General features: G+C 43.8%; 9 protein-coding genes and 2 rRNA genes. 1 reads left to right on the top strand and 10 read right to left on the bottom strand.

Going from position 1 to position 13,241, the window contains the following annotated elements:
- Positions 1-5: 5 nt before the first annotated feature.
- Together HWV01_RS22215 and HWV01_RS22220 are read right to left on the bottom strand one after the other, a co-directional pair.
- Positions 6-2,899 (bottom strand): 23S ribosomal RNA (locus HWV01_RS22215).
- 271 nt (positions 2,900-3,170) lie between these two features.
- Positions 3,171-4,715: ribosomal RNA gene (locus HWV01_RS22220) — 16S ribosomal RNA — on the bottom strand.
- Together the 16S and 23S rRNA genes form the textbook arrangement of a ribosomal RNA operon.
- A 454-nt stretch (positions 4,716-5,169) precedes the next feature.
- Here HWV01_RS22220 and nadE point away from each other — a divergent pair.
- The gene (gene nadE, locus HWV01_RS22225) at positions 5,170-6,006 is read left to right on the top strand and encodes an ammonia-dependent NAD(+) synthetase (RefSeq protein WP_211673516.1); all 837 of its coding nucleotides are present in this window, start codon (positions 5,170-5,172) and stop codon (positions 6,004-6,006) included.
- Positions 6,007-6,079: 73 nt separating this feature from the next.
- On the opposite strand, the gene glmU is transcribed toward nadE, so the two are convergent.
- The 8 genes from glmU to atpE all read right to left on the bottom strand — a co-directional run bounded on the left by glmU (position 6,080) and on the right by atpE (position 13,228).
- A complete protein-coding gene (gene glmU / locus HWV01_RS22230; protein ID WP_211673517.1) occupies positions 6,080-7,444 on the bottom strand; it encodes a bifunctional UDP-N-acetylglucosamine diphosphorylase/glucosamine-1-phosphate N-acetyltransferase GlmU in 1,365 nt (454 codons plus the stop codon).
- Between the two features lie 160 nt (positions 7,445-7,604).
- Positions 7,605-8,030, bottom strand: a complete 426-nt coding sequence (locus tag HWV01_RS22235) for a F0F1 ATP synthase subunit epsilon (RefSeq protein WP_045108515.1) — start codon at positions 8,028-8,030, stop codon at positions 7,605-7,607.
- Positions 8,031-8,045: 15 nt separating this feature from the next.
- Positions 8,046-9,431 (bottom strand): F0F1 ATP synthase subunit beta, encoded by a 1,386-nt coding sequence (gene atpD, locus HWV01_RS22240; protein ID WP_045108514.1) that lies wholly within the window; start codon positions 9,429-9,431, stop codon positions 8,046-8,048.
- Positions 9,432-9,460: 29 nt separating this feature from the next.
- Positions 9,461-10,327 carry a F0F1 ATP synthase subunit gamma gene (atpG, locus tag HWV01_RS22245; protein WP_211673518.1) on the bottom strand — a complete coding sequence of 289 codons (867 nt, stop codon included), beginning with the start codon at positions 10,325-10,327 and terminating at the stop codon, positions 9,461-9,463.
- A gap of 48 nt (positions 10,328-10,375) precedes the next feature.
- Positions 10,376-11,917: a F0F1 ATP synthase subunit alpha gene (atpA, locus tag HWV01_RS22250; RefSeq protein ID WP_045108512.1), complete on the bottom strand. Its 1,542-nt coding sequence runs from the start codon at positions 11,915-11,917 to the stop codon at positions 10,376-10,378.
- A gap of 12 nt (positions 11,918-11,929) precedes the next feature.
- Positions 11,930-12,463, bottom strand: a complete 534-nt coding sequence (atpH, locus tag HWV01_RS22255; RefSeq protein ID WP_211673519.1) for a F0F1 ATP synthase subunit delta — start codon at positions 12,461-12,463, stop codon at positions 11,930-11,932.
- Positions 12,464-12,477: 14 nt separating this feature from the next.
- The gene (gene atpF, locus HWV01_RS22260) at positions 12,478-12,948 is read right to left on the bottom strand and encodes a F0F1 ATP synthase subunit B (protein WP_211673520.1); all 471 of its coding nucleotides are present in this window, start codon (positions 12,946-12,948) and stop codon (positions 12,478-12,480) included.
- A 37-nt stretch (positions 12,949-12,985) separates the two neighbouring features.
- Entirely contained in the window at positions 12,986-13,228 is a 243-nt protein-coding gene (gene atpE, locus HWV01_RS22265; RefSeq protein ID WP_006034084.1) for a F0F1 ATP synthase subunit C, read from the bottom strand.
- Between the last annotated feature and the right edge of the window lie 13 nt (positions 13,229-13,241).

Raw genomic sequence — 13,241 nt, forward strand, 5'->3', positions numbered from 1 at the left:
TTTGTATGGTTAAGCCTCACGGGTAATTAGTACAAGTTAGCTCAATGCCTCACAGCACTTACACACCTTGCCTATCAACGTTGTAGTCTCCAACGGCCCTTCAGGGAGCTTAAAGCTCCAGTGAGAACTCATCTCGAGGCCTGCTTCCCGCTTAGATGCTTTCAGCGGTTATCAGTTCCGAACTTAGCTACCGGGCAATGCTATTGGCATAACAACCCGAACACCAGTGGTTCGTCCACTCCGGTCCTCTCGTACTAGGAGCAGCTCCTCTCAATTCTCAAACGCCCACGGCAGATAGGGACCGAACTGTCTCACGACGTTCTAAACCCAGCTCGCGTACCACTTTAAATGGCGAACAGCCATACCCTTGGGACCAACTTCAGCCCCAGGATGTGATGAGCCGACATCGAGGTGCCAAACACCGCCGTCGATATGAACTCTTGGGCGGTATCAGCCTGTTATCCCCGGAGTACCTTTTATCCGTTGAGCGATGGCCCTTCCATTCAGAACCACCGGATCACTAAGACCTACTTTCGTACCTGCTCGACGTGTCTGTCTCGCAGTTAAGCTGGCTTATGCCTTTGCACTAACCACATGATGTCCAACCATGTTTAGCCAACCTTCGTGCTCCTCCGTTACTCTTTGGGAGGAGACCGCCCCAGTCAAACTACCCACCAGACACTGTCCGCAACCCCGATAAGGGGCCTACGTTAGAACATCAAACGTACAAGGGTGGTATTTCAAGGTTGACTCCACATCATCTAGCGACAATGCTTCAACGTCTCCCACCTATCCTACACATGTAGGTTCAATGTTCAGTGCCAAGCTATAGTAAAGGTTCACGGGGTCTTTCCGTCTAGCCGCGGGTACACTGCATCTTAACAGCGATTTCAATTTCACTGAGTCTCGGGTGGAGACAGCGTGGCCATCATTACGCCATTCGTGCAGGTCGGAACTTACCCGACAAGGAATTTCGCTACCTTAGGACCGTTATAGTTACGGCCGCCGTTTACCGGGGCTTCGATCATGAGCTTCGACCTAAGTCTAACCCAATCAATTAACCTTCCGGCACCGGGCAGGCGTCACACCGTATACGTCATCTTTCGATTTTGCACAGTGCTGTGTTTTTAATAAACAGTTGCAGCCACCATTTCTCTGCGACCAACAATAGCTTACGGAGCAAGTCCTTCACCATCATTGGCGTACCTTCTCCCGAAGTTACGGTACCATTTTGCCTAGTTCCTTCACCCGAGTTCTCTCAAGCGCCTTAGTATTCTCTACCTAACCACCTGTGTCGGTTTGGGGTACGATTCTCTTATATCTGAAGCTTAGAGGTTTTTCCTGGAAGCCGGGTATCAACTACTTCATCTCCGTAGAGACTCGTCATCAGTTCTCAGCCTTAATGTGCGCCCGGATTTACCTAAGCACACAGCCTACAACCTTAAACATGGACAACCATCGCCATGCTAGCCTAACCTTCTCCGTCACCCCATCGCAATATAAGTGAGTACAGGAATATTAACCTGTTTCCCATCGACTACGCCTTTCGGCCTCGCCTTAGGGGTCGACTCACCCTGCCCCGATTAACGTTGGACAGGAACCCTTGGTCTTTCGGCGTGGAGGTTTTTCACCCCCATTATCGTTACTCATGTCAACATTCGCACTTCTGATACCTCCAGCAAGCTTCTCAACTCACCTTCGACGGCTTACAGAACGCTCCTCTACCATGCAAAGAACAAGTCTTTGCATCCGTAGCTTCGGTGGTATGTTTAGCCCCGTTAAATCTTCCGCGCAGACCGACTCGACCAGTGAGCTATTACGCTTTCTTTAAAAGATGGCTGCTTCTAAGCCAACTTCCTGGCTGTCTGAGCCTTTCCACATCGTTTCCCACTTAACATACACTTTGGGACCTTAGCTGACGGTCTGGGTTGTTTCCCTTTCCACGACGGACGTTAGCACCCGCCGTGTGTCTCCCGCGATTGAACTTATTGGTATTCGGAGTTTGCAAAGGGTTGGTAAGTCGGGATGACCCCCTAGCCTTAACAGTGCTCTACCCCCAATAGTTAGACGCGAGGCGCTACCTAAATAGCTTTCGAGGAGAACCAGCTATCTCCCGGTTTGATTGGCCTTTCACCCCCAGCCACAAGTCATCCGCTAATTTTTCAACATTAGTCGGTTCGGTCCTCCAGTTGATGTTACTCAACCTTCAACCTGCCCATGGCTAGATCACCGGGTTTCGGGTCTAATCCCAGCAACTATTCGCGCAGTTAACACTCGGTTTCCCTACGGCTCCGCTATTCGCTTAACCTTGCTACTGAAATTAAGTCGTTGACCCATTATACAAAAGGTACGCAGTCACAGAACAAGTCTGCTCCCACTGCTTGTACGTATACGGTTTCAGGTTCTATTTCACTCCCCTCACAGGGGTTCTTTTCGCCTTTCCCTCACGGTACTGGTTCACTATCGGTCAGTCAGTAGTATTTAGCCTTGGAAGATGGTCCTCCCATATTCAAACAGCATATCACGTGTGCCGTCCTACTCGATTTCACAGTAAGGTCGTTTTCATGTACGGGACTATCACCCTGTATCGTGAAACTTTCCAGAATCTTCCACTAACTTCCAAACTGCTTAAGGGCTAGACCCCGTTCGCTCGCCGCTACTAAGGGTATCTCTATTGATTTCTTTTCCTCGGGGTACTTAGATGTTTCAGTTCTCCCGGTTCGCTTCGTAACGCTATGTATTCACGTTACGATACTCTACAAAGTAGAGTGGGTTCCCCCATTCGGAAATCTGTGGATTAACGCTTTTTATCAACTCCCCACAGCTTAACGCAGATTAACACGTCCTTCATCGCCTCTGACTGCCTAGGCATCCACCGTATACGCTTAGTCACTTAACCATACAATCTAAAGTCGACCGTACAATTGAAATAACTAGGTATTATCTAGTTTTTTTCGCCTCAAGAATACTCAAGAACACTATATTGTTATTGCCGAAGCAATAACGTGTTTTAAGAACTTCTTTATTTATTCAGCTTTCCAAATTTTTAAAGAGCAATTTGCTAAAAAGCAAAGATAAACAAGCGATTGCTTATCTTTGCTTACTAGCGTCTTTAACGTTTTCTATTCAAGCAATTTGTGTGGGCACTTACAAAAACTAACAACTTTACGTAAGGAGGTGATCCAGCCCCAGGTTCCCCTAGGGCTACCTTGTTACGACTTCACCCCAGTCATGAACCACACCGTGGTCATCGCCCTCCCGAAGGTTAAGCTAATGACTTCTGGTGCAGCCCACTCCCATGGTGTGACGGGCGGTGTGTACAAGGCCCGGGAACGTATTCACCGTGACATTCTGATTCACGATTACTAGCGATTCCGACTTCATGGGGTCGAGTTGCAGACCCCAATCCGGACTACGACGCACTTTATGGGATTCGCTTACCATTGCTGGTTTGCAGCCCTTTGTATGCGCCATTGTAGCACGTGTGTAGCCCTACTCGTAAGGGCCATGATGACTTGACGTCGTCCCCACCTTCCTCCGGTTTATCACCGGCAGTCTCCTTAGAGTTCCCACCATTACGTGCTGGCAAATAAGGATAAGGGTTGCGCTCGTTGCGGGACTTAACCCAACATTTCACAACACGAGCTGACGACAGCCATGCAGCACCTGTCTCATAGTTCCCGAAGGCACCAATTCATCTCTGAAAAGTTCTATGGATGTCAAGAGTAGGTAAGGTTCTTCGCGTTGCATCGAATTAAACCACATGCTCCACCGCTTGTGCGGGCCCCCGTCAATTCATTTGAGTTTTAACCTTGCGGCCGTACTCCCCAGGCGGTCTACTTAATGCGTTAGCTTAAGAGCCCAGTTCTCAAGGAACCAAACTCCGAGTAGACATCGTTTACGGCGTGGACTACCGGGGTATCTAATCCCGTTTGCTACCCACGCTTTCGCATCTGAGCGTCAGTTACTTGCCAGGTGGCCGCCTTCGCCACTGGTATTCCTTCAGATCTCTACGCATTTCACCGCTACACCTGAAATTCTACCACCCTCTCAAGAACTCTAGTTTGCCAGTTCGAAATGCAGTTCCCAGGTTGAGCCCGGGGCTTTCACATCTCGCTTAACAAACCGCCTGCATGCGCTTTACGCCCAGTAATTCCGATTAACGCTTGCACCCTCCGTATTACCGCGGCTGCTGGCACGGAGTTAGCCGGTGCTTCTTCTGCGAGTAACGTCACAGTAGCAGAGTATTAATCTACTACCTTTCCTCCTCGCTGAAAGTACTTTACAACCCTAAGGCCTTCTTCATACACGCGGTATGGCTGCATCAGGGTTCCCCCCATTGTGCAATATTCCCCACTGCTGCCTCCCGTAGGAGTCTGGACCGTGTCTCAGTTCCAGTGTGGCTGATCATCCTCTCAGACCAGCTAGGGATCGTCGCCTTGGTGAGCTCTTACCTCACCAACAAGCTAATCCCACTTGGGCTCATCTAGTCGCGAGAGCTTTCAAGAAGAGGCCCCCTTTCACCCGTAGGTCGTATGCGGTATTAGCAGTCGTTTCCAACTGTTGTCCCCCTCGACTAGGCAGATTCCCAAGCATTACTCACCCGTCCGCCGCTCGACGCCAGAATAGCAAGCTATTCTTCGTTTCCGCTCGACTTGCATGTGTTAAGCCTACCGCCAGCGTTCAATCTGAGCCATGATCAAACTCTTCAATTAAAAGTTTTTTGACTAATCGCCTAAGCGATTAAGTCGGCTCAATGAATTCTGTACTTCAACAACAAACCGAAGTTTGTTGTTTATAAAACCAAATCTTTCGATTTAATTTAATGTTCACAATTACATTGATATAATTTTTGGTCATTATATCTCTGCAAGTGCTCACACAGATTGCTTGAATAAATTGTTAAAGAGCATACTGAGCGGCTGTTGCCGTGTCAGTGGGGTGGATTATAGAGAATTCGATCACATAGGCAAGCGTTATTATAAAATAACATCACAAACAACAAGCTCTGTATGGATTTAGTACTAAACCGTTCTTTTTCACTCTCAATCGTATATATACACCTCAACATAGCGAACCAGTCCACTTAAAAGTCATAATTTACGGTGCTAGGTAACTAGTAATGTCCATTTTTCTCGATACAATAACCTTAACCAAGGAGATAAACCCATGACTGAACTTAAAAAACAAATTATCGCAGAGATGAAAGTTAAACCTAGTATCGATATCGCCGATGAGATCCGTAGTCGCATTAACTTTATCAAGCAACAATTAACTGACTCAGGATTAAAAAGTTTAGTATTAGGTATAAGTGGTGGTGTTGACTCATCAACTTGTGGCCGACTTTGCCAATTAGCTATCGAAGAGCTAAATACAGAGTACCAGTGTGATAATTATAATTTCATTGCAGTACGTTTACCTTACTCTGTACAAGCAGATGAAGATGATGCACAAAAAGCACTTCGCTTTATTAATCCAAAAACATCTATAGTAGTCAATATCCAATCTGGTGCAGATAGTATTCATGCGGAAGTACTCGAATCCGTTAAAGCAGCTGGATTACCAGAGAGTACCGCATTCAACCAAGATTTTAATAAGGGTAATGTAAAAGCAAGAATGCGAATGATTGCACAATACGAAATTGCCGGTTTATATCAAGGTTTAGTACCAGGAACTGATCACAGTGCAGAAAACATTTCCGGATTCTTTACTAAGCACGGTGACGGAGCTTGTGACTTAGCGCCATTGTTTGGTTTAAATAAACGTCAGGTGAGATCACTCGCAGCCTATTTAGGCGCATCAGAATTAGTTTATCAAAAAGTACCTACTGCAGATTTGGAAGAAGAGCGCCCTCAATTAGAAGATGAAATTGCCTTAGGTGTTACTTATGAGCAAATCGATGATTTCTTAGAAGGAAAAGAGATCGATATTAAAGCTGAAACTAAAATTATCGATACCTATAAAAAAACAACTCATAAACGTAATCCAACTCCAACCCCGGTATAATGCATAGTTAATGACGAATACAAAAAAGCAGAGATAAATCTCTGCTTTTTTATAACTACAATTATATTAACGCTTACTTTGCAATTTTAGTTGGTTTAGGCCAATTTTTGATATGACGTTGTTTCACTCGAGTGATAACAAGTTCATCGGCAGCTACATCTTTCGCGATAGTAGAACCAGCGCCAACAGTGGCATTTTTACCAATAGTAACAGGTGCGATCAATTGACTATCTGAACCAATGAATGCGCCATCTTTAATAACAGTCTGGAATTTATTTACCCCATCATAGTTACAAGTAATAGTACCTGCACCAATATTTACTTTTTCACCAATAATGCTATCGCCAAGATAAGCAAGGTGACCAGCTTTAGAGCCTTTACCTAATGTTGTCTTTTTCAGCTCGACGAAGTTACCTACATGTGCATCGTCTTCCAGTATAGTATTAGGACGTAAACGCGCAAATGGACCCACACTACAATCAATACCAATTGTCGCTGATTCAATAATGGAATTTGGTTTTATCTCCGAATTATCACCTATGTGACAATCTTTCAAAATGCAATTAGCACCGATAGTGACACCACGACCAATCGTTACCTTGCCTTCAATAATAACATTTATATCAAAAGTAACATCGTTACCTACATTCACTTCACCGCGTAAATCAAAGCGACGTGGATCAAGCATAGTAACGCCTTGCTCCATTAGCTTATATGCTTGTAATTCTTGGTATGCGCGTTCTAGCTCAGCCAATTGCATGCGGTTATTCACACCTTCGACTTCGATATTTGCAATCGGGTGAACGGCGTTAATCGTGCGACCAGCTTTATGTGCAAGTGCAATTACATCAGTTAAGTAATATTCAGCTTGCGCATTATTATTATCTAACAAAGATAACCAGTGCTGAAAATCTGCACCATTAGCAACGAGGATTCCAGAATTCACTTCATTAATTTTAAGTTGTTCTGCTGATGCATCTTTCTGCTCAACAATACCTACAACCGTGTCGCCTTCACGAACAATGCGACCATATCCCATAGGATTATCTAATTTCACAGTAAGTAAGCCGATACCACCTTCAGGTTGAGATTGACATAAATGGGTTAGCGTTTCTTGGCTAATTAATGGAACATCACCATACAACACGAGTACTTGTTCATCGGCTTTAAATTGATCCGCGGCCTGTTGTACCGCATGGCCAGTCCCCAACTGTTCAGCTTGTAGAACCCAACCTAATTTGTCATCTTGGATTCGTGATTTCAGTAATTCAGCGCCATGGCCGTAGACTAAATGGATATCGTTAACATCTAACTGTTTTACAGTATCAATAACATGCTGAACCATTGGTTTTTTAGCAATTGGGTGAAGTACTTTAGGGAGATCTGAACGCATACGCGTTCCTTTACCAGCGGCAAGAATAACAACACTAATGGGCATAATGGGCTCTTATCTGAATGATGACATTAAAATATAAATAGAATATTCAGGTTATAGGGAATAATTAAGTTTAACAATATGGATTGTGTATTAAAAACATAAAAAAAGCGACCCTAAGGTCGCTTTTTGACAACTAAACGTATTCAATTAAAAATTCAAACTAGTTGAATTTTTTAACCAATTTAAGCACGCGAAGTTGAGCAATTGCATCAGCCAGTTGATTCGCAACTTTAACATAATCTACATCTTGGTTAGTTGCAGAGCTGTTAAGTAGTTCCTCAGCTTGTCTTTTGGCTTCTTGCGCTTTGGCTAAATCTAGATCTTCTGCACGAATAGCAGTATCAGCCAGCACGGTAACTTCGCCAGGTTGTACTTCACAAGTACCGCCTGAAACGAAGATAACTTCTTCTTCACCGTGTTGTTTAACCAAGCGCACCATGCCAGGTACTATTCCAGTTAATAGTGGTGTATGTCCAGCTAAAATGCCGAACTCACCGCCAGAACCGGTAACTTGAATGCTTTCTGCACGCCCAGAAAATAAAACACCTTCTGCGCTTACTACATTCAAATCAAAAGTCATAGCCATAGTGCCCTCGCTTATTTACAGTTTCTTCGCAGCTTCAACAGCATCGTCGATAGAACCACAATACATGAACGCTTGCTCAGGAAGATCATCGTAATCACCCTCTAGTAAGCCTTTAAAGCCACGTAGAGTTTCTTTCAATGATACTAGAACACCCGGGTCACCCGTAAATACTTCAGCAACATGGTATGGCTGAGTTAAGAAACGTTGGATCTTACGAGCACGAGATACGATTTGCTTATCTTCTTCAGATAGCTCATCCATACCTAGGATCGCAATAATGTCTTTTAACTCAGTATAACGCTGTAGTACACCTTGAACGCCACGAGCGATGTCGTAATGTTCTTGACCAACTACTAGTGGATCTAACTGACGAGAAGTAGAATCTAGTGGGTCGATCGCAGGGTACATACCCATTGAAGCAATGTTACGGTTCAGTACAACTGTTGCATCTAAGTGAGCAAATGTTGTTGCTGGAGATGGATCCGTTAAATCATCCGCAGGTACGTATACCGCTTGGATAGATGTAATTGAACCACTCTTAGTTGAAGTAATACGCTCTTGTAGGATACCCATTTCTTCAGCTAGTGTAGGCTGATAGCCTACTGCTGATGGCATACGACCTAGCAGTGCAGATACTTCAGTTCCCGCAAGTGTATAACGATAGATATTATCGATGAATAATAATACATCTTTACCTTCGTCACGGAAGCGTTCAGCCATTGATAAACCAGTCAAAGCAACACGTAAACGGTTACCTGGAGGCTCATTCATTTGACCGTAAACCATTGCTACTTTATCAAGTACGCCGGCTTCTTCCATCTCGTAGTAGAAATCGTTACCTTCACGAGTACGCTCACCAACACCAGCAAACACAGATAAACCTGAGTGAGCTTTAGCGATGTTGTTGATCAGTTCCATCATGTTTACGGTTTTACCAACACCGGCACCACCGAATAGACCGACTTTACCACCTTTAGCAAATGGGCAAATCAAATCGATAACTTTAACACCCGTTTCTAACAATTCGTTAGAAAGTGACTGCTCTTCATAAGAAGGTGCGGCACGGTGAATTTCATAACGCGTATCTGTTGGGATAGCGCCTTTACCGTCAATTGGATTACCAAGAACGTTTACAATACGACCAAGACATTCGTCACCAACAGGTACGCTAATCGCGCTACCAGTGTTAGTTACTTTAAGGCCTCGGCGTAAACCGTCACTTGAACCCATAACGATACAACGAACAACACCACCACCGATTTGTTGCTGAACTTCTAGCACCAATTCAGATAGGTTAGCGTCGTCGAATGTCAGTGCATCGTACACTTGAGGTACGGATTCTTGTGGAAACTCAACGTCCACAACTGCACCGATGATCTGGACAATAATACCAGTACTCATTTTAAATCCTCTAAACTTTACAAGTTTGCCTAAACCGCTGAAGCACCAGCACAAATTTCAGAAATCTCTTGTGTAATGGCAGATTGACGGGCTTTGTTAAATACTAACTGTAGCTCATCAATGATGTCACCAGCATTGTCTGTTGCATTTTTCATTGCAAACATACGTGCTGCTTGTTCAGATGCTGCGTTTTCAACAACACCTTGATAGACTTGAGATTCAATAAATCTAACTAATAATTTAGTTAAAAGCTCAGCAGGTTCACCTTCATAAAGGTAATCCCAGCCATGCTTAGGTAATGCTTCATTTTCTTCCGATGCAGGCAACGGCAGTAGTTGATCGATAGTTGGTTCTTGCGTCATCGTATTAACAAATTTGTTATATACAACGAATAAGCGATCCAACTTCCCGTTATCGTATGCATCTAGCATAACTCGAACAGAACCAATCAAATCATCTAACTTAGGTGCTTCACCGAGGTTTGCTGTATTAGCAACCACGTTTCCACCTACGTTAGCGAAAAATGTACCAGCTTTAGCACCAATAAGGCCTAAATCTACATCTACATTTTTATTAGACCATCCCTTCATATCAGAGATAGTTTTTTTGAAAAGGTTAATGTTCAAGCCACCGCATAGACCACGGTCAGTTGAAATCACAATATAACCAACACGTTTCACGTCACGTTCTTCTAGGTACGGATGAGAGTACTCCAGAGAACCTTCAGCGAGATGACCGATCACTCTGCGCATTGTGTTAGCGTATGGGCGACTAGCTGCCATGCGATCTTGTGCTTTACGCATTTTGCTCGCGGCAACCATCTCCATTGCGCTGGTGATCTTCTGAGTATTAGTAATACTCCCGATCTTGTTTTTAATTTCTTTAGCGCCGGCCATTTGCTTCTCCTATTAAGCTAGCTGTGGCAGCAAAGGCTGCCACCGCTCTTACCAGGTTTGTGTAGACTTAAAGCTTGCAAGTAAGCTTGTTAGCTTAGCTTGAACATCTTTGTCGTACGCGCCTGTTTCATTAATAGAAGCAAGTAAATCAGCGTGTTCTGCTTTTGCATAAGCTTGTAGAGACGCTTCAAAGCTAACAATTTTGTTAACTTCTACATCTTCTAATGCACCAGTTTCTGCTGCATATAAAGATAGAGCCTGCTCTGCAACACTCATCGGTGCATATTGGCCTTGCTTCATTAGCTCAGTAACTTTCGCACCATGATCAAGCTGCTTACGCGTTGCATCATCAAGGTCTGAAGAGAATTGAGCAAATGCTGCTAATTCACGGTACTGTGCTAGTGCGGTACGAATACCACCAGATAGTTTCTTAATGATCTTCGTTTGTGCTGAACCACCAACACGTGATACAGAAATACCTGGATCAACAGCAGGACGAGTGCCTGAGTTAAACAGTTCTGTAGTCAAGAAGATCTGACCATCGGTAATAGAAATTACGTTCGTTGGTACGAACGCAGATACGTCACCACCTTGAGTTTCAATGATTGGAAGAGCAGTCAAAGAACCAGTCTTACCTTTCACTTCACCTTTAGTGAACGCTTCTACGTATTCAGCGTTTACACGAGCGGCACGCTCTAGTAGACGTGAATGTAGATAGAAAACATCACCAGGGTATGCTTCACGGCCCGGTGGACGACGTAATAGTAATGAAATCTGACGGTAAGCAACGGCTTGCTTAGACAGATCATCATATACGATTAGTGCATCTTCACCACGGTCACGGAAGTATTCACCCATAGCACAACCAGAGTATGGTGCTAAGTATTGTAGTGCCGCAGCTTCAGAAGCCGTTGCAACAACAAGAATAGTGTTTTCCATTGCGCCATGTTCTTCAAGCTTACGTACAACACTAGCAACGGTAGAAGCTTTCTGACCGATTGCTACGTATACACATTTAATGCCCGAGTCTTTTTGGTTGATGATTGCATCGATAGCGATAGCACTCTTACCAACCTGACGGTCACCAATAATAAGCTCACGTTGACCACGACCGATTGGGATCATAGCGTCAATAGCTTTGATACCAATTTGTACTGGTTGGTCAACAGATTTACGTTCCATTACACCCGGTGCAATTACTTCAACAGGAGAGAAACCATCGTTGTCGATTGGTCCTTTACCGTCGATAGGCTCACCAAGTGTGTTTAAAACACGACCTAATAAGTTGCGACCTACTGGCACTTCAAAAATACGTCCTGTTGAACGTACTTTCTGGCCTTCTGCAAGACCCATGTAAGAACCCATTACTACCGCACCAACAGAGTCACGCTCTAAGTTAAGTGCGATACCAAAACGGTTGCCAGGTAATTCAATCATTTCGCCTTGCATACAGTCTGCAAGGCCATGAATACGAATAATACCATCGCTTACTGAAACGATAGTACCTTCATTTCTTGCTTCACTAACAACGTTGAATTTTTCAATACGTTGTTTGATCAGATCACTGATTTCTGTAGAATTCAGTTGCATGCTATTCCCCAATTACGATTGTAGCGCTTCCGCAAGTTTATTTAACTTACCGCGTACAGAGCCATCAATAACTAAATCACCAGTCTGAATCATCAAACCACCAATTAATCTGTTATCAACGTTGCAATTTAACTTAACTTTGCGTGCTAAACGTTTTTCCAACGCGATTACAATATTTGCTTCTTGCTCTGCCGTTAATGGCATTGCAGAAGTAACATCAGCTTCAACAGATTTCTCATGTTCCGCTTTATAGTATGCAAATAAAGTAACAATGTTTGGTAATGCGCTTAAACGAGCGTTCTCGGCCAATACTTTAATAAAGTTTTGACCTGATTCGTTAAGTTGCTCATCAGCTACGTTGATAAAGATATCAGCAATAGCGTGTGCACTTACAGCACCATTTAATAATGTAGAAATATCTTTATTTACCGCTATTTCAGCTGTAAACGCTAACATTTCTTGCCATTTATCAATAGCCTGTTCCTTAACGGCAAAATCAAATGCAGCTTTAGCATATGGACGAGCAATAGTAGTCAAATCAGACATAAGCCCCCCAGTTGTTAAAGTTCTGCAACGATTTTGTCTACGATGTCACTGTTAGCAGCGGCATCAATAGAACGTTCGATAATTTTTTCAGCACCGGCAATAGCTAAACCAGCTACTTGTTTGCGTAACTCTTCTTTTAGACGATTACGTTCAGCTTCAACTTCAGCTTCCGCTTGAGCAAGAATTTTAGCTCGCTCCGCATTTGCTTCTTCTTTAGCTTCATCGACAATTTGAGCTTTACGCTTGTTTGCTGCATCAATGATATCTGCCGCTTGCGCTTTAGCATCCTTCAATTGATCTGTTGCTTTAGCTTCCGCTAGCTTCAAATCTTTAGCAGCTTTATCCGCACTTGCAAGACCATCGGCAATTTTCTGTTGACGTTCTTCGATAGCCGCAATCAGTGGTGGCCATACATATTTCATACAAAATAGTACGAATAACGTAAACGAAATCGCTTGGCCTAAAAGAGTTGCGTTGATATTCACAACGAACCTCCTTGGTTAGTAGTGGACCAAAAGCTGATTAAGCGATGAATGGGTTCGCGAATAATAGGAATAGTGCGATACCAACTGCAATCATAGAGATCGCATCAAGAAGACCAGCAACGATGAACATTTTAGTTTGTAGTGCTGGCGCCATCTCTGGTTGACGAGCAGAAGACTCTAGGAATTTACCGCCTAAGATAGCGAAACCGATTGCTGTACCGAATGCAGCAAAACCTAGTAAGATAGCAACAGCGAAGATAGTAGCTGATACAATTTCCATTTTATTCTCCAAA

The sequence above is a fragment of the Moritella sp. 5 genome, assembly GCF_018219455.1.
GTDB lineage: Bacteria > Pseudomonadota > Gammaproteobacteria > Enterobacterales > Moritellaceae > Moritella.

Coding starts and splice junctions, on each gene's coding strand:
- atpA (WP_045108512.1), bottom strand. CDS start 11,917: ATGCAACTGAATTCTACAGAAATCAGTGATCTGATCAAACAACGTATT.
- glmU (WP_211673517.1), bottom strand. CDS start 7,444: ATGCCCATTAGTGTTGTTATTCTTGCCGCTGGTAAAGGAACGCGTATG.
- atpE (WP_006034084.1), bottom strand. CDS start 13,228: ATGGAAATTGTATCAGCTACTATCTTCGCTGTTGCTATCTTACTAGGT.
- atpD (WP_045108514.1), bottom strand. CDS start 9,431: ATGAGTACTGGTATTATTGTCCAGATCATCGGTGCAGTTGTGGACGTT.
- atpG (WP_211673518.1), bottom strand. CDS start 10,327: ATGGCCGGCGCTAAAGAAATTAAAAACAAGATCGGGAGTATTACTAAT.
- HWV01_RS22235 (WP_045108515.1), bottom strand. CDS start 8,030: ATGGCTATGACTTTTGATTTGAATGTAGTAAGCGCAGAAGGTGTTTTA.
- nadE (WP_211673516.1), top strand. CDS start 5,170: ATGACTGAACTTAAAAAACAAATTATCGCAGAGATGAAAGTTAAACCT.
- atpH (WP_211673519.1), bottom strand. CDS start 12,463: ATGTCTGATTTGACTACTATTGCTCGTCCATATGCTAAAGCTGCATTT.